Here is an 18,740-nt window from a genome sequence, read left to right as displayed (position 1 = left end):
TGCCCCTGACAGGAGAGCGCCATGCTGATAGTTGCCGACGAGAATATCCCGCTGCTCGATGCCTTCTTTGCCGGTTTCGGCGAGATTCGCCGTTACCCCGGACGCAGCATCGACGCGGCCTGCGTCAAGGACGCCGATGTATTGCTGGTGCGCTCGGTAACCCAGGTCGACCGGCAACTGCTCGCGGGCAGCCAGGTGCGTTTCGTCGGCACTTGCACCATCGGCACCGACCACCTGGACCTGGACTACTTCGCCGAAGCCGGTATCCACTGGAGCAGCGCCCCGGGCTGCAACGCCCGGGGGGTGGTGGACTACGTGCTGGGCAGCCTGCTGACCCTGGCGGAGCTGGATGGCGTGGACCTGGCCAAGCGGGTCTACGGCGTGGTTGGTGCGGGGCAGGTCGGGGAGCGCCTGGTGCGGGTGCTGCACGGCCTGGGCTGGAAGGTGCTGGTCTGCGACCCGTTGCGCCAGGCCCGTGAGGGTGGCGATTTCGTCAGCCTCGAGACGATCCTCGAACAGTGCGATGCGATCAGCCTGCATACGCCGTTGCAGCGCGAGGGCGCACACCCCACCTGGCACCTGCTGGGCGCGGGGCAACTGGCGCGCCTGCGTGCGGGGGCCTGGTTGATCAATGCCAGCCGCGGTCCGGTGGTGGACAACCAGGCCCTGCGCGAGTTGCTGCTGGAGCGCGAAGACGTGCATGCGGTGCTGGATGTCTGGGAGGGCGAACCCCAGGTGGACCTGGTCCTGGCCGACCTGTGTACCCTGGCTACCCCGCATATCGCCGGTTACAGCCTGGATGGCAAGCAGCGTGGCACGGCGCAGATCTACCAGGCGTTCTGCCGCTGGCGGGGTGAGCCGGAGCAGGTGCAGTTGGCCGACCTGCTGCCGGCGCCGGCTCTGGCGCGGCTCGACCTGGATGCCGACGCGGATCCGGCCTGGGCCTTGGCGACCCTGTGCCGGGCGGTGTACGACCCTCGGCGCGACGACGCCGATTTTCGCCGCAGCCTCAGTGATGTTCCGGCCGAGCAGCGCGCGGCCTTCGACCTGCTGCGCAAGCATTACCCGCAGCGGCGCGAGATCGAGGGGCTGAAGGTGCACCTGAACGGCGATGCGCCACAGTTGGCGCAGGTGGTCAGTGCCTTGGGGGGCGTGCTGGTCTAGGGGGATGGGCTGCGACGCAGCCCCACGATGGTGCCCCTGAAAAGCAAAAACCCGGCGCAAGCGCCGGGTTGTAAGGGATTCGTTGCCTTCAGGCCTTGCGCACGGGTTCTTCCCGGCTCTTTTCCAGGTCCTTGCAGGCCTTCTGGATCATCTGCTCGGTGATCGGGATTTCACGGCCCTGGGCGTCGATGATCGAGCCGCAGACCTGGGATTGCGGTTGGTTCGTGGTCTTGGGCGTATCGCTGCTATGCTGCAAGCTCATTTCCTGTCTCCTCATCAGGTTCAAGCTCAGGGTAAACCACTTGCCGTGACTAGCCTGTGACAGCTCCCTGGGCGTCACGACAGGGACAGTCCAACAGAAAGCGCGGCAAAGCTCCAGAGGCACGTTAGAACGAAAGGGTATAGCAACCTTGGCCATCGCCTCGCCGCTGCGCTGTGGTCCTCATTGCGATACCGGGAGGCTGGCCACGGTTCCCCGTGAGCGGATGAGTGGTAGTCTGCTGCCCCCTAGCTGTGAATGGACACCTTCATGCCCGAGCCGGTTTCCTCCCGCCAGCGCCGCGCCCTGCGCCTGGGCTGGCGGTTCATCCGTCCGTACCGCAGGCAGGTAGCGCTGGCCTTGCTGGCACTGGTCGTGACCGCCGCCATCACCCTGTCGATGGGACAGGGCATCCGCCTGCTGGTGGACCAGGGGTTCATGACCCGCTCCCCACACCAGCTCAACCAGGCCATCGGCTTGTTCCTGCTGCTGGTGCTGGCCCTGGCGGTAGGGACCTTCAGCCGCTTCTACCTGGTGTCGTGGATCGGCGAACGCTGCGTGGCGGATATCCGCAAGGCGGTATTCGATCACCTGGTCGGCCTGCACCCGGGGTTCTTCGAGGACAACCGCAGCTCGGAGATCCAGTCGCGGCTGACCGCCGACACCACCTTGCTGCAATCGGTGATCGGCTCGTCACTGTCGATGTTCCTGCGCAACGCTTTGATGGTGGTCGGCGGGGTGGTGCTGTTGTTCGTCACCAACCCCAAGCTCACCAGCATCGTGGTGCTGGCGCTGCCCTTGGTGTTGGCGCCGATCCTGCTGTTCGGTCGGCGAGTGCGCAGCCTGTCGCGGCAGAGCCAGGACCGGGTTGCCGACGTGGGCAGCCACGTGGCCGAGGCCCTGGGGCAGATCAAGACGGTGCAGGCCTACAACCATCAGGCGCGGGACCGCGAGCTGTTCGCCGGCACCGTGGAAGCGGCGTTCGCCGTGGCGCGACGGCGCATTGCCCAGCGCGCATGGCTGATCACCCTGGTGATCGTGCTGGTGCTCGGTGCGGTGGGGGTGATGCTCTGGGTCGGCGGCATGGATGTCATCGCCGGGCGCATCTCCGGTGGCGAACTGGCGGCCTTCGTGTTCTACAGCCTGATCGTCGGCAGTGCCTTCGGCACCCTCAGCGAGGTGATCGGCGAGTTGCAACGAGCGGCCGGCGCCGCCGAGCGCATCGCCGAGCTGCTGGCGGCGCGCAGCGCCATCCTGGCCCCCGTCGAGCCTGCCGTGCTGCCGAGCGGGCGGGCCAAGGGGCGTATCGAGCTGCAGGATATCCATTTTGCCTATCCGTCGCGGCCGACGGTCGCGGCCATCGATGGCCTGAGCCTGACCATCGAGCCTGGGCAGACCGTGGCGCTGGTGGGGCCTTCCGGTGCGGGCAAGTCGACCCTGTTCGACCTGTTGCTGCGCTTCTACGACCCCCAGCAGGGGCGCATCCTGCTCGACGGCCAGGCGATCGCCGAGCTGGCCCCGGACGAGCTGCGTCGGCAGTTCGCCCTGGTGGCGCAGAACCCGGCGTTGCTGCGTGGCACGGTGGAGGCCAACATCCGTTATGGCCGGCCCGAGGCCAGCCTGGCGCAGGTCGAGGCAGCGGCGCGCAGCGCCCATGCCCATGAGTTCATCCAGCAATTGCCCCAGGGGTACCAGACCCTGCTGGGGGAGGGTGGCATCGGCTTGTCCGGCGGCCAGCGCCAGCGCCTGGCGATCGCCCGCGCGCTGCTGGTGGATGCGCCGATCCTGCTACTCGACGAGGCCACCAGCGCCCTCGATGCCCAGAGCGAGCACCTGGTCCAGCAGGCATTGCCCGGCCTTATGGCGGGCCGGACCACGCTGGTGATCGCCCACCGCCTGGCCACGGTGCAGCATGCCGACCGCATCGCGGTGATCGACAAGGGCCGCTTGGCGGCGATCGGCAACCATCGTCAATTGATCGAGGAAAGCCCGCTCTATGCAAGGTTGGCTGCCCTGCAGTTCAGTTCGGCGTGAAGAGTGGGGCAAGCTTCACGCCGCAAGCTGTAAGTAAGAGCGGGCGGCGCTCAGGCATGACACCCTGCGCCGATCAGCTTGAAGCTTGGAGCTTGAATGGGGGAAATCCGCCATTTGCTGGACAAACGCCCGCTGCAGGTGGCGGATTGTCGCCAGCAAAACTGCCAATCTTCGGGTGCGACCATGCGCCTCAGCTATTAGCCATTGGTCTTGGTGGAGCTGGCACGGCTTGTGCTTTGGCGCGGGCTGGGCTTAGTGCCCGAGGCGATCGTGCCCCGAACCATCGAAACCCCATTCGCCGACCCTGCGATCTTGCTGGCCAACTGCCGCAAGACGCCACTCGCCTCGAGTGCCGGTCGTGCGGGCGAGAACAACAACCGGGCGTGCACACCGGGGGCAACGAGATGCCAACCACTTCACTTCAATTGGATTGAGCTATGAAAAAAATCCTGCTGACGCTCCTGTGCCTGAGCGTCATCGGCTGTTCCAAGCCCGGCGAGCCGGAAAAGTCCGTCGATGTCCTGCTGATCGGCGGCGGTATCATGAGCGCGAGCCTGGGGACCTACCTCACCGAGCTGGAGCCGAACTGGACGGTCGACGTCTACGAACGCATGGACCAGGTCGCCGAGGAAAGCTCCAATGCCTGGAACAACGCCGGCACCGGTCACTCCGCCTTCTGCGAGCTGAACTACACCAGCGAAGGCAAGGACGGCAAGATCGACATCAGCAAGGCGGTCAACGTCAACGAGCAGTTCGAGGTCTCCAAGCAGTTCTGGGCCTACCAGGTCGAGCAGGGTGTGCTGAGCAACCCGAAGTCGTTCATCAACAATGTGCCGCACATGAGCTTCGTCTGGGGTGACGAGAACGTCGCGTTCCTGCACAAGCGTGTCGAGGCCCTGCGGCACAGTTCGCTGTTCCGTGGCATGGAGATCTCCGAGGACCACGAGCAGATTCGCAAGTGGGTGCCGATCGTGATGGAGGGCCGTTCGCCCGAGCAAAAGGTCGCCGCGACCCGCATGGCCATTGGTACCGACGTCAACTTCGGCGAGATCACCCGCCAGTTGTTCGCTTCCATGGCCCGCAACCCGAACGTCAAGCTGCACCTGCGTCACGAAGTGCGTGACATCGTGCGCAATGATGACGGCAGCTGGAACGTGGTGGTAGCGGACCTTGCCAAGGGTGGCAAGGAAGCCCGCGTCAAGGCCAAGTTCGTGTTCATCGGCGCCGGTGGCGGCGCGCTGAAGCTGCTGCAGAAGTCCGGTATCCCTGAAGCCGAGGGCTACGCCGGTTTCCCAGTCGGTGGCCAGTTCCTGATGACCGACAACCCCGACATTGTCGCCCGCCACAAGGCCAAGCTGTACGGCAAGGCTTCGGTCGGCGCACCGCCCATGTCGGTCCCGCACCTGGATACCCGTGTCATCGACGGCAAGGAAGTGCTGCTGTTCGGCCCATTCGCGACCTTCTCGACCAAGTACCTGAAGAACGGCTCGCTGCTGGACATGTTCGCCTCGCTGACCACCCATAACATCAGCCCGATGATCAATGCCGGCATCGACAACTTCGACCTGAGCACCTACCTGATGGGCCAACTGATGCTCAGCTTCGACGACCGCATGGATGCCCTGCGCGAGTATTTCCCCAACGCCCAGAACCAGGACTGGAAACTGCTGCAGGCCGGCCAGCGCGTGCAGGTGATCAAGAAGGACCCTGAGCACGGCGGCATCCTGCAGTTCGGCACCGAGGTGGTGGCCTCCCAGGACGGCACCATCGCCGCGCTGCTGGGCGCTTCGCCAGGCGCTTCGACGGCTGCGCCGATCATGCTGACGGTGCTGGAGAAGACCTTCAAGGACCGCATCAAGACCCCGGAATGGCAGGCCAGGCTGAAGGAGATCGTGCCGACGTATGGCCAGAAGCTGAACAACGACCTCGAGCTGACCAACAAGACGCGTGAGTGGAGCCATTCGCGCCTGCAACTGCTGCACGTTCCGGTGCTGCCGGAGGAAGTGGCTGCGGTGCAGTAAATTGAAGCATGCACCGCGGGGCAATGCTGTTGCTCACGCCATGGGGCTGCTTTGCAGCCCATCGTCGGCAAGCCGGCGATGGGGCGCGAAGCGGCCCCCAATGGCCGCAGTAAAAGAGCCTTTTTCCAGGCACAACAAAAAGCCCGCTCAAGGCGGGCTTCTTGCAGTTTCGAGGAATTTGGTCGGAGAGACAGGATTCGAACCTGCGGCCTTCTCGTCCCGAACGAGACGCGCTACCTGGCTGCGCTACACTCCGATGACCGAAATCCTACTGCATACCCTTTTCGAACGCAACCCCTTGTTGCAAAAAGGAGCTTTGCCAAAAAGGGGAGGCGAAATCACAGCTCTTTGACGGTCCGGATCTGGTCTTTGTTGACGCGGGTACGCTTGCCGTCGAGCTGTTCGAATTCGTAGAAGCCGGAGTCTTCGTCATAGGAAGGGGTGTCCACTGCCTGGATCTCGCGGCCGTCGTTCAGGGTAATGACGGTTGGCGATGCGCAGCCGGCGAGGGCGCCCAGGCCCAGGGCGAGCAGGAAAGCGGGAAGGGTCCGTTGGATCATCGTGTTTCTCCAGTGCAATGGTGCTTGATGCCAGTTAAGACGCAAGGTGTCTGCGCAAGTTCCTTGCAAAGTGCAGCATAGCGGCAAAGGTGGGGCATTGATGGAGAACAATAGCCTGTCGTCCTGGGGCGCGCTTGCCCCCCGAATCTCAAGAACGGCGCGGCCCCTGGGAGCTGGCTTGTCGGCGATGGGCTGACAAATCCCAGTTGCCCCCTGCATAGCCACGCAGCGCAGCCTGCGACGGCCCACCCTGTGATATAACAACCGCCATCACCCACCGCTGCGACGGATCTCCATGAAAGCCAAGGCAGATACCCCCTTCGTGCCGCTGAACATCGCCGTGCTGACGGTCAGCGACACCCGTACTTTCGAAACCGATACTTCCGGCCAGTTGTTCGTCGACCGGCTCACCGCCGCCGGCCACCGATTGGCCGCGCGGGTACTGCTCAAGGATGATCTGTACAAGATCCGCGCCCAGGTCGCCACCTGGATCGCCGATGACCAGGTGCAGGTAGTGCTGATCACCGGCGGTACCGGCTTCACCGGCCGCGACAGCACGCCGGAAGCCGTGGCCTGCCTGCTGGACAAGCAGGTCGAGGGCTTCGGCGAGCTGTTCCGGCAGATCTCCGTGGCCGACATCGGCACCTCCACCGTGCAGTCCCGTGCCCTGGCAGGCCTGGCCAACGGTACCCTGGTGTGCTGCCTGCCGGGCTCGACCAATGCCGTGCGTACCGGCTGGGATGGCATCCTCGCCGAACAGCTCGATGCCCGTCACCGGCCCTGCAACTTCGTCCCCCACCTGAAGCAGGCAGCGGCCTGTGACAGCCGTGGTTGAGGGTATGCAGGCCCGGCCGCTGATGCCGGTGGAAGAAGCCCTGGAGCGGCTGCTGGCGCTGGCCGAGGCCGCGCCGATCCGTGACACCGAGGACGTGGCCCTGGCTGACGCCGAGGGCCGGGTGCTGGCCCGTGACCTGGTGGCCAGCCTCGACCTGCCGCCATGGCCGAACAGTGCCATGGATGGCTATGCCCTGCGCCTGGCCGACTGGCAGGGCGAGCCTCTGGCGGTGAGCCAGCGTATCTTCGCCGGCCACGCACCCGCGCCGCTGCAGCCGGGCACCTGCGCCCGGATCTTCACCGGCGCGCCACTGCCCGAAGGCGCCGACTGCGTCGAGATGCAGGAAAACGTCGAGGTCCTCGAGGATGGCCGGGTACGCTTGCTCGAGCCGTTGCAGGTCGGCCAGAACGTTCGCCCGCAGGGCCAGGAAACCCGGGTGGGCGAGCAAGTGATGGCCACGGGTACGCGCCTGGGGCCGATCGAGCTGGGCCTGGCCGCGACCCTGGGTCATGCCAGGCTCGAGGTGGTACGCAGGGTGCGGGTGGCCGTGCTGTCCACCGGGGACGAGCTGGTCGAGCCCGGCCTGCCGTTGGGGCCGGGGCAGATCTACAACAGCAATCGCCGCCTGCTGGCCAGCTGGTTGCAGCGCCTGGGCTGCGAGGTGGTGGATGTGGGCATCCTCGCCGACGACCTGCAACGAACCCGCGAATGCCTGGCCGGGCTGGGCGATGTCGACCTGATCCTGTCCACGGGCGGCGTTTCGGTGGGCGAGGCCGACTACCTGGGAATGGCCTTGCGCGAAGCTGGTGAACTGGCCCTCTGGAAGCTGGCGATCAAGCCGGGCAAGCCGCTGACGTTCGGGCATTTTCGTGGCGTGCCGGTCATCGGCCTGCCGGGCAACCCGGCGTCGACCCTGGTGACCTTCGGCTTGTTGACCCGGCCCTACCTGTTGCGCCGCCAGGGCGTGACCCAGGTCGCGCCACTGCGTTTCGACATGCCGGCAGGATTCGACTGGCCCCGCCCAGGCACGCGCCGCGAATACCTGCGGGCGCGGATCGAGCAAGGCCAGGTGCGCATCTACAAGAACCAGAGCTCTGGCGTGCTGCGCAGCGCGGCCTGGGCCGAGGGGCTGGTGGAAGTGCGCGAAGGCACCACGCCGCGCCAGGGCGACAGCGTGTCGTTCATTCCCTTCAGCGAGCTACTTGGCTGAGCGGCCGAGCAACACGTCGCCCAGGGACGCGGCCTGCGCCGGTGCCAACTGGCGCAGGCGCATGTGCACGTTCTCCAGTTGCTGGGCCGCGACGCTCCAGTCGTGGCGTTGGCGGGCGAACTGGCGGCCGGCCTCGCCCAACTGGCACATGCGCCAGGGCTGGTTGAGCAGTTGGGTGATCAGCAGGGCGAGCTGACCACCCTCGTCACTGCCCAGGTAGTGCTCGCCGTTGTTGACCGCAAGGCCGGACGCGCCCTTGTGGGTGGTGATCACCGGCAGCCCGGCGGCCATCGCCTCGAGGATCTTCACCTTCGAGCCACCGGCGTAGCGCAGCGGCGCGAAGAACAGCGCCGAACGTCGTTGTAGCTCGCGCAGGTCGGGGCGATAGCCGATCCATTCGATGCGCGGATCGTTCCAGTGCAGTTTCCAGCTGGGCGGCAGGGCATGCCCGGCAATGGCCAGGCGTACTGCCGGGTTGCTCATCCATACCTGGGGCAGGATCTCCTCCAGCGCCCATTCGATGGCTTCCAGGTTGGCGCCATACTCGAAGTTACCGACGAACAGCAGGCGCTGGCTGTGAAAGGCCGGGCACACCGCCTGGTAGTAGTCGCAATCGACGCCATTGACCACCACGTTCACCCGGCGCCCGCTGATCTGGCTGATCAATTCGGCATCATGGGCGCTGACTGCCACTACCTCGCTGGGCTGGCGCAGTACCCGCTGTTCCCAGCGCCGATAGCGCCAGCGGTCGAAGGCATTGAGCGGCCGTAGCCACAGCGGCAATCGGTCGTGGCAGGCGACGCCCATCACCGATTCGAGGGTGTGCTCACTGAGCATGTAGGGCAGGCCACGGGCCTGCAGGGCTTTCTCGAAGGGCTGGAAGCTGTAGCTGTGTTCGATCTGGATCACGTCCCAGGGCTCGTCCAGCAGTTGCTCGAAGCGGTGTCGCAGGCACGGCGCCAGGCCATGGATGATGGCCCGCATGGGGTAGTCGATGATCGGCGAGGCCAGCAGGTTGAGCGGGCTGTGCAGTGGCCGCCTGGGGAGCACGACCAGGCGCTCGACCAGGGGCTCCAGGGCCTCGCGGGCGGCATCGCCGAGCGGTACCTTCGACTGCACCAGCAAGGTGATCCGGTGCCCGTGCCGCGCCAGTTCGCGCAGCAGGTGGTATTGCCGGGTCTTGCTGCCGCTGGTGGTGGGCCAGGGCAGGTAGGGCAGTGTCCAGAGTATGCGCATGGCCCCGTTCCTCGCTATGGGCCGCCTGGCGGCCCTGAAAGACAGAACGCGCCCTGGGGGCAGTCAACCGAGGGCGGCTGCCGGGGCGCGTCCATAGATATCAGTAAAGCGCACGATGTCGTCTTCGCCCAGGTACTCGCCGCTTTGCACCTCGATCATCACCAGGTCGATGACGCCGGGGTTGGTCAGGCGGTGGGTGCGGCCTGGCTTGATGAAGGTGGACTCGTTGGTGTCGAGCAGGAACTCTTCATCGCCGTTGGTCACGCAGGCCATGCCGCTGACCACGATCCAGTGCTCGCTGCGATGATGGTGCATCTGCAGGGACAGCGATTCGCCCGGGCGCACCATGATGCGCTTGATCTTGAAGCGTGGCCCTTCCTCGAGCACGGTGTAGGTGCCCCAGGGGCGGGTGACGGTGCGGTGCAGGCGATAGGCATCGTGGCCTTGGCGCTTGAGCTGCTGGGCGATCACCCTGACCTCCTGGCTGCGCGCGGCATCGGCGATCAGCAGGGCGTCGGGGGTGTCGATGACGATCAGGTTGTCCAGGCCGACGGCCCCGACCAGCCGGCGCGGCGCATCGATGTAGCAGTTGTGCACGTCGTGCAGCACGGCTTCGCCGTTGCAATGGTTGCCATGACGGTCGGTGGGCCTGAGTTCGCGTACCGCCTCCCAGCAGCCGATGTCGCTCCAGCCCAGCTCGCACGGCACCACGGCGACCTGGCGGGAATGCTCCATCAGGGCGAAGTCGATGGAGATGTCCGGGGCCTTGGCGAAGGTGGCCGGCTCCAGTTCCACCTGCAGGGTGCGGTCACCCTGCTTGGTCTCGCTCTGCTCCAGGCACTCGGTCACGCTGGCCAGTACCTGCGGCGCATGGGCCTGCAGCTCGTCCAGCAGGGTGTCCACGCGCAGGCAGAACATGCCGGCATTCCACAGGTGGCGGCCGCCGTCGAGGTAGGCCTGGGCAGTGGTGGCGTCGGGTTTCTCCACGAAGCGTGCGACCTGGTAGCCGAGCTCGCCCAGTGCCTGGCCTTGCTCGATGTAGCCAAAACCGGTCTCGGCTCGGGTCGGCAGCAGGCCGAAGGTGGACAGCCAACCGGCGTGGGCCAGTTGGGCGGCCTGGGCGACGGCCTGCTCGAAGGCATCCAGGTCCTGGATCAAATGGTCGGCTGGCATGACCAGCAGCAGGCAGTCGTCGCCATACAGACGGGCACAGTGCAGCGCGGCGGCGGCGATGGCAGGAGCTGTGTTGCGCCCGCAGGGTTCGAGGATGAAGTCCAGGGCTGCGTTGAACGGGTTGACCTGCTGGTACTCGTCCTGGGTGCGGAAGAAGACATCGCGGTTGGTCACCGTCACCACCCGCTCCACGCCTGGCAGGGCGCTGGCGCGGGCGAAGGTCTTCTGCAGCAGGCTCTGGCCATCGGGCAGGCGCATGAAGGGCTTGGGCATGGCCTCGCGGGACACTGGCCAGAGACGGGTGCCGGCGCCGCCAGCGATGATGCAGGGAATCAGAACGCTCATTTCACAGCCTCGAATCAGGGCGCTGCGGGCAGCGCGACCAAAGGAAATCTCGACCTGTCAGGCGTCTGGCGGGGAGAAAAGTCAATAAAATGACTTTTTCTGTCGGCATCATCCGTGAAGGCCAAATATTTGTCGAATGATGCACCCGCTGCTTTCAGCTTTCAATGTTATTTATGTGAAACCGGCTATCTTCTGACGCAATCGCCCTTGGCATGCAGCAATCTGCCTCGGGCGATGGTCGAGATCGGAGTGGACTTTCTTCAGGGAGTAGCGCGATGCACGAGCGCAAGGCGATGTTGATCCTGCATGGCAAGCAAGCCATGAACGAGGAGGTGCGCAGCGCCGTGGGCAGCTTGCGGGAACGGGGCTGGACACTGGACGTGCGCTTGACCTGGGAGGCGGGCGATGCCCAGCGCCTGGTCGATGAGGCCTTGGCGGCCGGTTATCCCCATATCGTGGCCGGTGGCGGCGATGGCACCTTGCGTGATGTGGCCGAGGCCATGGGCCTGGCCGGCGGTCAGGCCAGCCTGGCGCTGTTGCCGCTGGGCACGGCCAATGATTTCGCCAAGGCCGCGGCGGTACCGCTGGAGCCGGATGCCGCCCTGGCCCTGCTGGAGCAACCCGCCCGGGCCATCGACCTGGGCAAGGTCGGCGAGCAACTGTTCCTCAACATGGCCACGGGCGGTTTCGGCAGCCAGGTCACGGCCAATACCTCGGAGGACTTGAAGAAGGTGCTGGGTGCGGCCGCCTATCTGTTCACCGGCCTGTCGCGTTTCAGCGAGCTGCAGGCGGCCTCGGTGGAGCTGCAGGGACCGGACTTCCACTGGCAGGGCGACCTGCTGGCGCTGGGCATCGGCAATGGCCGCCAGGCCGGGGGCGGGCACGTGCTGTGCCCGCAGGCGGTGGTCGACGACGGCCTGCTGGATATCGGTATCCTGCCCGCACCGCAGGAGATGGTGGGGGCCTTGCGTGAGTTGCTCGCCGGGGAGGAATTGTTCGTCCGTGCCCGCTTGCCCTGGGTGGAAATCAAGAGCTCCCAGGGCCTGGACATCAACCTCGACGGTGAACCGCTGCAGGCCGACAGCCTGCGATTCGAGGCCTGCCCGGGGGCATTGCATCTGCACCTGCCGGCCGATTCGCCGCTGCTCAGTCGTCCAGGCTGATGATCTTCTCGCGCACGGCGAACAGCACCAGGCCCGCCACGTCGTAGATCTGCAGGCGCTTCATGATCTGCGAGCGGTGGGTTTCCACGGTCTTGATCGACAGGCCCAGGCCGTTGGCGATCTCCCGGGTCGATTTGCCGCGCACGATCAGCCGCAGGATCTCCAACTGGCGGGCGGTCAGGTTGTGCCGGTCGCTGGCAGGCTGTCTGCCCGTCTGGGCGCGTAGCAGGGCCTGGTTGATCACCGTGTGGGCGATGGCCGGGCTGAGGTAGCGCTCGCCGTTGCACAGGGCGAGCAAGGCCTGCTCCAGTTCGGTGGCCGTGGTGTCCTTGAGCAGGTAACCGTGGGCGCCGCTTTCCAGGGCGCGCATGATCAACTCCGGGTCGGTATGCATGGAGAGGATCAGCACCTTGCAGGTGCAACCGCTCGCCCGCAGTTGGGTGAGGGCGTCCAGGCCACCGGTCGAGCGCATGGAAATGTCCAGCAGGACGATATCCGGCGCCAGGCGTTGGACCATCTCCAGCAACTGGCTGCCATCATCGGCTTCGCCGACCACCGCGTAGCCGGGAATGTCGGCGACCAGGGCGCGGACCCCGGCGCGGATCAGCGAGTGGTCGTCCACCAGCAACAATCTACAGGTCATGGGCAGCGGAGGTCCTGGCACGTTCTCGGGTGCGTGGCGGCCATGGGAACAGGGCGTCGATACGGGTGCCCTGGCCAGGTCGACTGGTCACCTGCAGGCTGCCCTGCAGGGCCGTCGCTCGCTCAAGCATACCTGCCATGCCCCGTTGGCCGGCCTTGGCCGGATCGTCGGCGGGGACGAAGCCGCAGCCGTCGTCCTGGATCGACAGGGCGAGGCCCTCGGGTGTGCGTTGCAGGCGGATCGTCAGGTTGCGTGCATGGGCATGGCGCAGCATGTTGGTGACCGCTTCCTGGGTGATGCGAAAGGCGGCCATGGACACGGCTTCGCAGATACCGCCCAGGCGTTGCCGGCATTCCAGGCTCCAGTGCACGTCGGTGTTTTCCAGGGTGCGCAGCAGATGGGCGCGCAGGCTGGCTTCCAGGCCGAGGCTGGCCAGTTGCCGTGGATTGAGGATCGCCGAGACATCGCGCACGTTGGCCAAGGTGTTCTCCAGGGTCGTACGCAAGGTGGTGCACTGTGTCTGCAACTCGTCGGGCGCGCGGCGTTGCAACCAATCGACCTGGAGCTTGGCGGCGGTGAGCAACTGGCCTATGTCGTCATGCAGTTCCCGGCTCAGCCGCTGGCGCTCGCTTTCCTGGACCTTGAGCATGCGGTCGGCCAGTTCCGCCGGGCGCAGGTTGATCGACCGGGCCCCATGGCGCAGTTGCCAACCGACCCCGAACATGGCGGCCAGTTGCAACAGCAACAGGCCGAGCGGCAGCGGTTGCGCACGCAGGCACAGCACCAGGTTGGCAGCCAGCGATGCCACGCACAGGGCGGCGGTCGTCCAGTGCAACAGGGCAGTGCAGGAGCGGCAACGCTGGGGGATCTTCAAGCGTGGGAGCATAGATTGGGAAGCCACTGAATCATCGCTGTTGGAGGCCTTGCATGTGCCAGAGGCTTTGGCGTCCTGCTTTCAGTCAGTCATCGAGTGTGCGTCGAATCGAGCCATACCTGTGACGTGCGCACTTGTTGTGCGCATGGTATCACTTCAGGTTGATTTGGTCGCGACTGGCTAATTGACTGAAACCTCAGGGTTTTCGGGCCGATACGAGCGGTCGTGCGGCCAGTTGGATGGCAATGTGCTGTTACTGGGTGGGTCGGCTTTACTTCCAGGTACAACTCACCGAGCCACCCCGCTCGTTTCGTCTGCACCAAGCCAACGTTCCAAGCTGAAGTTGTGCATGTACCTAGTTGGCTTTCGTGAGGCTCGACGCATTCCCCTGGTTGGGGAGGGTGTGCGGTGGATGCGGGTGGATGCAGGCGTTGCCGCTCTCCTGGCAGGGCCCGCACAATTGCGGGAGTGGCTGGCCCAGGGCGCTGGCCAGTTCGCCAAGCAGCTCGGTCTGTTCCGCAGGGTCCAGGTTCAGGCGGCCGGTGCGTACATCGACCAGTTCCAGTTGCCAGGCCAGCAGGGTCAGGCAGCCCTGCAGGGCGGCCAGGGCGTTGCCTGGCAGGTGCTGCTGGCAGCAGGCGGGGGCGAGCAACTGCTGCAGGCCGGCGGTGTAATGAGACACCTCGAGCAGGCCCAGGGTGTCGGCGCGCCGGGCGAGGGTGGCTAGGGCATCGTTCAGGCAGTGGCAGGCATCAGGGTCGTTGTCGATCAATTCCAGGTGCTGCAGGCACTCCTGGGACTTGGTCAACAAGACTTGGGCGTCCAGCAGGAAATCCTGCAGGGCACTGCTGTTCAGGGGTGCGCTATCCATCATGAAACTCCAGCGTGCGGGGCTGGAGCAGGGGGTGGCGACACCAAAACGATCGCTAGCAAAAGCCTGACTCCGTTCATGCAATGAGAATGGCGTCACATTAATGGCTAACTGATGGCGGGAACATCAGGTTGCACCCGATTGCGCCTAGGGGATTCCCTGATGGGTGGCGACAGGGGCTGTAGGTGCGTGGCAGCAGTAAAACATGATGTTAAAGTGATATCAATTGCTCGGGCGGCATTTTCCGATAGGGGTCAAGCCGTATCGAAACCCGCCGATACAAGGCAGATGAATTCACTTTCCTGACTCAAGCCTGGAGGTTTTCCAATGGCTGGCATTCTCGACACGGTAGACCAACGAACGCAACTGGTGGGTGAGAACCGCCTGGAAATCCTCATGTTCCGGCTGGCGGGTCGCCAGTTGTTCGCAATCAACGTGTTCAAGGTCCAGGAAGTGCTGCAGTTGCCCAAGTTGACCTTGATGCCACAGCGCCATGCCTTCGTCTGCGGCGTGGTCAACCTGCGCGGGCAGACCTTGCCGGTGATCGACCTGTCCCAGGCGATCGGCATGCGCCCGCTGCAGCCAGGCCCCGACAGCACGATCATCGTCACCGAGTACAACCGCTCGGTGCAGGCTTTCCTGGTGGGCGGTGTCGAGCGCATCGTCAACATGAACTGGGAAGCTATCATGCCACCCCCGTCCAGCGCGGGGCGCCAGCATTACCTCACCGCGATCACCAAGGTCGATGAGCGGCTGGTCGAGGTGATCGACGTGGAGAAGGTGCTGGCCGAGATCGTGCCCTACAGCACCAAGGTTTCCCGCGACAAGCTCGAGGACCCGGTCCTGGCCCGTGCCCGGGGGCGCGAGGTGCTATTGGTGGACGATTCCAGCGTGGCCCTGGCGCAACTGCGTGACACCTTGTCCCAGCTCGGCATGAAGCTGCACGTGGCCAGCGATGGCCTGAAGGCCCTGCGCATGCTCAAGGGATGGGCCGATGCGGGGGAGGATGTCTGCGAAAAGCTGCTGATGGTCTTCACCGATGCGGAAATGCCGGAAATGGACGGTTACCGGCTGACCACCGAGATACGCGGGGATGCCCGCCTGCGTGGCCTGTACGTGGTCTTGCACACGTCGCTGTCGGGAAGCTTCAACGAGTCGATGGTGAAGAAGGTCGGCTGCGACGACTTCCTCTCCAAATTCCAGCCCGACCGGCTGGTGGAGGTGGTGCAGCAGCGCTTGATGCTGGACCATGTCATGGCCTAGCTGAGCTGCGCTCTACGGCTTGCGCAGGACCTTGTGGGAACGGCCTTGTGTCGCGAAGAGGGCGCGTAGCGGCCCCTGCATCGGGTATAAGCTTGATGTTTTCGACTGGGCAAGGCGGGCAGGATGTTCTTGAGTGCGTTGTATCGGTACCCGGTGAAGTCAGGGCAGGCCCAGGGCCTGCAAGATTCACCGGTTGACCTGTTGGGGTTGCAGGGCGACCGGCGCTGGATGGTAGTGGAGGCGGAGAATGGCCGCTTCCTCACCCAGCGTGCCTGGCCGCGGTTGGGCCAGCTCAAGGCGAGCCATGGCGAAGGCAGGCTACTGCTCGAGACAGCAGGGCAGGCGCCGCTGGAAGTGGCCGTGCCACCTGCCGACGAGGCCCTGCGGGGCGTGACCATCTGGCGCGATACCTTGCGTGTTCCGGATGCCGGCGATGCCGCCGCGGCCTGGCTGAGCGAGCTGCTCGGCAAGCCCGTGCGCCTGGTGCATTGCCCCGAGCAGCGGGCCCGTTATTTGCCCAATGGCTATGGCCTCAACAGTGACCGGGCGGCGTTTCCGGATGGCTTTCCCTTGTTGTTGATCGGCCAGGGTTCGCTGGATGAGCTGAATCGACGCATCGGACGGCCCATGGAGATGCTGCGGTTTCGGCCGAACCTGGTGGTCGAGGGGGCAGCACCGTTCGCCGAGGATGGCTGGAAGCGCATCCGCATCGGCGATATGACGTTTCGGCTGCTCAAGCCCAGCGTGCGCTGCATCCTGACCACGCTCGACCCGCATACCGGCGAGCGCAGTGCTGATCGCGAGCCGCTGGCCACGCTGAAGACCTTCCGCGAGCGGGAAGGGGATGTGCTGTTCGGGCAGAACCTGGCGGCAGATGGCAGTGGCCGGATCGAGGTGGGGATGAAGGTCGAGGTGATCGAGTAGGGCCGCGAAGCGGCCCTGTACCTCACATGTCGTCGAAATACCGTTCGTGCCAATCCACCAACGGTTGCGGCGAATTGAGCTTCTGCCCGTAGATGACCGAGTAGGACAGCACGTTCTGCACGTACTGGCGCGTCTCGTCGAACGGAATGGACTCGACCCACACATCGAAGCTCAGGTGCCTGGCCCCCTTGAGCCATTGCCGCACCCGGCCCGGCCCGGCGTTGTAGGCCGCCGAGGCCAGTACCCGGTTGCCGTTGAACTGCCCGTGCACCTGGCTCAGGTAGGCCGCACCGAGCTGGATGTTCTTGTCCGGATTGAACACCTGGCGCGGTGAGGCCAGCGGGATGTTGAACCGGCGTGCGGTCTCCTTGGCGGTGGCCGGCATCAGTTGCATCAGGCCGCTGGCTCCCACCGGGGAGCGGGCGTCTTCCATGAAGGCGCTTTCCTGGCGGGTGATGGCGAACACCCAGCTCGAATGCAGGCCGCGTACCTTGGCTTCGCGCACCAGGGTGTCGCGGTGGGCCATCGGGAAGCGGATGTCCAGGTCATCCCAGTACTGGGCCTGGCTGATGGTACGGATGGCCGGGAAATACCAGCGCAGCTCGTAGCCCAGCCGTGCCTGGGCGACCATCTCCTCGCGGGTGAAGTGGCGGCTGACGTGGTACCACTCGCGGCGCCCCTCGACGATCTGGCCACGGGCATGGAACTCCAGGGCGCGACGAATGCCTGGGGTATTGCGGACCTTGTTGATCACCTGCTGGCTCAGCACCAGGGGCCGGTTGTTCAACTGGTAGGGGGTCTGCGCCCGGTCGGCGGCGAGGAAGCCATAGAAATCGCGCTCGCGGGCCACGGTCTTGTACAGCAGCGGGATCTGCGGGTCGTTCGGCTGCGCCAGTTCCAGGCTGCGGGCCTGCCAGTAGCGCCAGCGGTTGCTGCTCGCCAGGTCCTGGGGCAGGCGCTTGGTCAACTCGTAGGCCTCTTCCCAGCGGCCCAGGCGCAGCAGTAGGCGCAAGCGCCATTCGCTGACCGTGTTGTCGCGCAGTTCGGGGTCGTAGCGGGTCATCAGGTCGAGCGCACGTGGGTCGTAGCGGCGAGCCAGGGTCAGGCCGATCTCGCGGGCGATGGCTACCTTCTCGTCACGGGAGAAGTGCATGCGCTGGGCATAGCCGTCGAGCAGCGCCATGGCTCGCTCCGGGTCCTGCCGCGCCAGACGACGCAGGCCGAGGCTGACCACGTCGGACATGGCCTCGTTGACTGGCGTGAAACGCGACGGTTGGTTGAGCAACTCGGGCTTTTGCGCCACCTCGACCAGCAGCTTGCCCTGGGGCGCGAGGGTGGTGAGGTTCCTGACCAGGCTGTTGGCCAGGCCGTAGTTGCGTGCCTGGGCCGCCAGCTTGGCGCGGTGCCAGCGCTTGGCCTCGGTCAACTGGCCCTGGGCGGCCCACAGGCTGAACAGAGGATCGCAGGCGGCCGGCTGCGACTTGCCGACGTTCCACAGCTTTTCGGCGGTGGCGAAGCCTTCGGCGCGCAGGCCATGGGTCAGTTGGTACTGGCCGTTGAGGCAGTCCAGCTCGGTGAAGTTGAGCTTGGGGTCGTAGTATTTGACGAAGGTGTTCCAGTCGCCGCGCTCGGCCAGCCAGCGCAGCCAGCGCAGTTTCATCCAGTTGGCCTGGGGCAGGTCGCCATGCTTGGCGAGGAAGCCCTCGATCTCCTGGTTGCTGGCGCTCTTGAGGCGGGCGGTCAGCTCGTCGTAGGCCAGGTAGGGCGTCAGCGGGTAGTCGCGCAGGGCCTGGGCATAGCGCAGGTAGGGGCCCTTGTCGCCCTTGGCCAGGGCGCGCTTGGCCTCGTCGTAGTACCGCCGTTGCTGGGTGATGTCGATGGCGTGTGCCGCGCTCGCGGTGGTGGCGGTGAGCAGCAGGCAGGAAACGAATTGGAACAGGCGGCTGCGCATGATACGTCCGGGCAGTTGAACCATGGGAAAGTGACGGCGAAGCCAGCACTGTTGGGGTTGATTGCCTTAGCTTAGCCGTTTGCCAGCCACGGGTGAAAGCACTGCGCTTGTATCCAATCATTATCTTCGACCGGATGTCGCAAAGCCCCCGGAAGATGGCCTGCCTGATGCCGGGAGAGGGTAAGTCGGGTAGAATGCGCGCCCGGTTTTTGGA

At 65.3% G+C, this 18,740-nt stretch carries 16 protein-coding genes and 1 tRNA gene; 8 read left to right on the top strand and 9 right to left on the bottom strand.

The window, feature by feature from the left end:
- Nucleotides 1-21: 21 nt before the first annotated feature.
- Nucleotides 22-1,164, top strand: a complete 1,143-nt coding sequence (gene pdxB, locus WCE05_RS06880; protein WP_253080500.1) for a 4-phosphoerythronate dehydrogenase PdxB — start codon at nt 22-24, stop codon at nt 1,162-1,164.
- Nucleotides 1,165-1,252: 88 nt separating this feature from the next.
- Here pdxB and WCE05_RS06875 read toward each other — a convergent pair whose 3' ends face one another.
- Nucleotides 1,253-1,426 carry a PA1571 family protein gene (locus tag WCE05_RS06875; RefSeq protein WP_225786941.1) on the bottom strand — a complete coding sequence of 58 codons (174 nt, stop codon included), beginning with the start codon at nt 1,424-1,426 and terminating at the stop codon, nt 1,253-1,255.
- Nucleotides 1,427-1,693: 267 nt separating this feature from the next.
- Between WCE05_RS06875 and WCE05_RS06870 the strand changes: the two genes are divergently transcribed.
- Both WCE05_RS06870 and mqo read left to right on the top strand, forming a co-directional pair.
- Nucleotides 1,694-3,457 carry an ABC transporter transmembrane domain-containing protein gene (locus tag WCE05_RS06870; RefSeq protein ID WP_225786940.1) on the top strand — a complete coding sequence of 588 codons (1,764 nt, stop codon included), beginning with the start codon at nt 1,694-1,696 and terminating at the stop codon, nt 3,455-3,457.
- Between the two features lie 437 nt (nt 3,458-3,894).
- Nucleotides 3,895-5,478, top strand: a complete 1,584-nt coding sequence (gene mqo / locus WCE05_RS06865) for a malate dehydrogenase (quinone) (protein WP_225786939.1) — start codon at nt 3,895-3,897, stop codon at nt 5,476-5,478.
- A gap of 179 nt (nt 5,479-5,657) precedes the next feature.
- Here mqo and WCE05_RS06860 read toward each other — a convergent pair.
- Together WCE05_RS06860 and WCE05_RS06855 are read right to left on the bottom strand one after the other, a co-directional pair.
- Nucleotides 5,658-5,734: transfer RNA gene (locus WCE05_RS06860), tRNA-Pro, on the bottom strand.
- An 82-nt stretch (nt 5,735-5,816) separates the two neighbouring features.
- Nucleotides 5,817-6,038 (bottom strand): YgdI/YgdR family lipoprotein, encoded by a 222-nt coding sequence (locus WCE05_RS06855; RefSeq protein WP_110971301.1) that lies wholly within the window; start codon nt 6,036-6,038, stop codon nt 5,817-5,819.
- Between the two features lie 295 nt (nt 6,039-6,333).
- Here WCE05_RS06855 and moaB point away from each other — a divergent pair, with 295 nt between their 5' ends.
- Both moaB and glp read left to right on the top strand, forming a co-directional pair.
- On the top strand, nt 6,334-6,873 hold the full coding sequence (gene moaB / locus WCE05_RS06850) for a molybdenum cofactor biosynthesis protein B (protein WP_225786938.1): 540 nt from the start codon (nt 6,334-6,336) through the stop codon (nt 6,871-6,873).
- Nucleotides 6,874-6,877: 4 nt separating this feature from the next.
- The gene (glp, locus tag WCE05_RS06845) at nt 6,878-8,083 is read left to right on the top strand and encodes a gephyrin-like molybdotransferase Glp (RefSeq protein WP_253080518.1); all 1,206 of its coding nucleotides are present in this window, start codon (nt 6,878-6,880) and stop codon (nt 8,081-8,083) included.
- Here glp and WCE05_RS06840 read toward each other — a convergent pair.
- Nucleotides 8,072-9,319 (bottom strand): glycosyltransferase family 4 protein, encoded by a 1,248-nt coding sequence (locus tag WCE05_RS06840; protein ID WP_225786937.1) that lies wholly within the window; start codon nt 9,317-9,319, stop codon nt 8,072-8,074. The two genes, glp and WCE05_RS06840, sit on opposite strands and share 12 nt — an antisense overlap.
- 63 nt (nt 9,320-9,382) lie before the next feature.
- A complete protein-coding gene (locus WCE05_RS06835; protein WP_253100475.1) occupies nt 9,383-10,837 on the bottom strand; it encodes a mannose-1-phosphate guanylyltransferase/mannose-6-phosphate isomerase in 1,455 nt (484 codons plus the stop codon).
- Nucleotides 10,838-11,112: 275 nt separating this feature from the next.
- On the opposite strand from WCE05_RS06835, the gene yegS reads away from it, so the two are divergent.
- Nucleotides 11,113-12,000: a lipid kinase YegS gene (yegS, locus tag WCE05_RS06830; RefSeq protein WP_368815649.1), complete on the top strand. Its 888-nt coding sequence runs from the start codon at nt 11,113-11,115 to the stop codon at nt 11,998-12,000.
- Here the strand turns inward: yegS and WCE05_RS06825 are convergent.
- The 3 genes from WCE05_RS06825 to WCE05_RS06815 all read right to left on the bottom strand — a co-directional run bounded on the left by WCE05_RS06825 (nt 11,984) and on the right by WCE05_RS06815 (nt 14,391).
- Complete coding sequence (locus WCE05_RS06825) at nt 11,984-12,643, bottom strand: response regulator (protein WP_368815648.1); 660 nt, start codon at nt 12,641-12,643, stop codon at nt 11,984-11,986. The two genes, yegS and WCE05_RS06825, sit on opposite strands and share 17 nt — an antisense overlap.
- Nucleotides 12,633-13,529 carry a sensor histidine kinase gene (locus tag WCE05_RS06820; protein WP_253100469.1) on the bottom strand — a complete coding sequence of 299 codons (897 nt, stop codon included), beginning with the start codon at nt 13,527-13,529 and terminating at the stop codon, nt 12,633-12,635. Before WCE05_RS06820 ends, WCE05_RS06825 begins: the two co-directional genes overlap by 11 nt.
- Nucleotides 13,530-13,872: 343 nt before the next feature.
- Nucleotides 13,873-14,391: a histidine kinase gene (locus WCE05_RS06815; RefSeq protein WP_225786932.1), complete on the bottom strand. Its 519-nt coding sequence runs from the start codon at nt 14,389-14,391 to the stop codon at nt 13,873-13,875.
- Nucleotides 14,392-14,715: 324 nt separating this feature from the next.
- Here WCE05_RS06815 and WCE05_RS06810 point away from each other — a divergent pair, with 324 nt between their 5' ends.
- Both WCE05_RS06810 and WCE05_RS06805 read left to right on the top strand, forming a co-directional pair.
- Nucleotides 14,716-15,651: a chemotaxis protein CheV gene (locus tag WCE05_RS06810; RefSeq protein ID WP_225786931.1), complete on the top strand. Its 936-nt coding sequence runs from the start codon at nt 14,716-14,718 to the stop codon at nt 15,649-15,651.
- 123 nt (nt 15,652-15,774) lie between these two features.
- Entirely contained in the window at nt 15,775-16,575 is an 801-nt protein-coding gene (locus tag WCE05_RS06805; protein WP_368815647.1) for an MOSC domain-containing protein, read from the top strand.
- 22 nt (nt 16,576-16,597) lie between these two features.
- On the opposite strand, the gene WCE05_RS06800 is transcribed toward WCE05_RS06805, so the two are convergent.
- The gene (locus WCE05_RS06800; protein WP_225786929.1) at nt 16,598-18,526 is read right to left on the bottom strand and encodes a transglycosylase SLT domain-containing protein; all 1,929 of its coding nucleotides are present in this window, start codon (nt 18,524-18,526) and stop codon (nt 16,598-16,600) included.
- Between the last annotated feature and the right edge of the window lie 214 nt (nt 18,527-18,740).

This window comes from Pseudomonas sp. I2 (assembly GCF_040984075.1).
Lineage (GTDB): Bacteria > Pseudomonadota > Gammaproteobacteria > Pseudomonadales > Pseudomonadaceae > Aquipseudomonas > Aquipseudomonas guariconensis_B.
The sequence above is the reverse complement of the archived record's forward strand: the minus strand, read 5'-3'. Positions and strand labels throughout refer to the sequence as shown.

What these genes read in the sequence shown, in the direction of transcription:
- pdxB (WP_253080500.1), top strand. Translation starts at nt 22, where the DNA reads ATGCTGATAGTTGCCGACGAGAATATCCCGCTGCTCGATGCCTTCTTT.
- WCE05_RS06875 (WP_225786941.1), bottom strand. Translation starts at nt 1,426, where the DNA reads ATGAGCTTGCAGCATAGCAGCGATACGCCCAAGACCACGAACCAACCG.
- WCE05_RS06870 (WP_225786940.1), top strand. Translation starts at nt 1,694, where the DNA reads ATGCCCGAGCCGGTTTCCTCCCGCCAGCGCCGCGCCCTGCGCCTGGGC.
- mqo (WP_225786939.1), top strand. Translation starts at nt 3,895, where the DNA reads ATGAAAAAAATCCTGCTGACGCTCCTGTGCCTGAGCGTCATCGGCTGT.
- WCE05_RS06855 (WP_110971301.1), bottom strand. Translation starts at nt 6,038, where the DNA reads ATGATCCAACGGACCCTTCCCGCTTTCCTGCTCGCCCTGGGCCTGGGC.
- moaB (WP_225786938.1), top strand. Translation starts at nt 6,334, where the DNA reads ATGAAAGCCAAGGCAGATACCCCCTTCGTGCCGCTGAACATCGCCGTG.
- glp (WP_253080518.1), top strand. Translation starts at nt 6,878, where the DNA reads ATGCAGGCCCGGCCGCTGATGCCGGTGGAAGAAGCCCTGGAGCGGCTG.
- WCE05_RS06840 (WP_225786937.1), bottom strand. Translation starts at nt 9,319, where the DNA reads ATGCGCATACTCTGGACACTGCCCTACCTGCCCTGGCCCACCACCAGC.
- WCE05_RS06835 (WP_253100475.1), bottom strand. Translation starts at nt 10,837, where the DNA reads ATGAGCGTTCTGATTCCCTGCATCATCGCTGGCGGCGCCGGCACCCGT.
- yegS (WP_368815649.1), top strand. Translation starts at nt 11,113, where the DNA reads ATGCACGAGCGCAAGGCGATGTTGATCCTGCATGGCAAGCAAGCCATG.
- WCE05_RS06825 (WP_368815648.1), bottom strand. Translation starts at nt 12,643, where the DNA reads ATGACCTGTAGATTGTTGCTGGTGGACGACCACTCGCTGATCCGCGCC.
- WCE05_RS06820 (WP_253100469.1), bottom strand. Translation starts at nt 13,529, where the DNA reads ATGCTCCCACGCTTGAAGATCCCCCAGCGTTGCCGCTCCTGCACTGCC.
- WCE05_RS06815 (WP_225786932.1), bottom strand. Translation starts at nt 14,391, where the DNA reads ATGATGGATAGCGCACCCCTGAACAGCAGTGCCCTGCAGGATTTCCTG.
- WCE05_RS06810 (WP_225786931.1), top strand. Translation starts at nt 14,716, where the DNA reads ATGGCTGGCATTCTCGACACGGTAGACCAACGAACGCAACTGGTGGGT.
- WCE05_RS06805 (WP_368815647.1), top strand. Translation starts at nt 15,775, where the DNA reads ATGTTCTTGAGTGCGTTGTATCGGTACCCGGTGAAGTCAGGGCAGGCC.
- WCE05_RS06800 (WP_225786929.1), bottom strand. Translation starts at nt 18,526, where the DNA reads ATGCGCAGCCGCCTGTTCCAATTCGTTTCCTGCCTGCTGCTCACCGCC.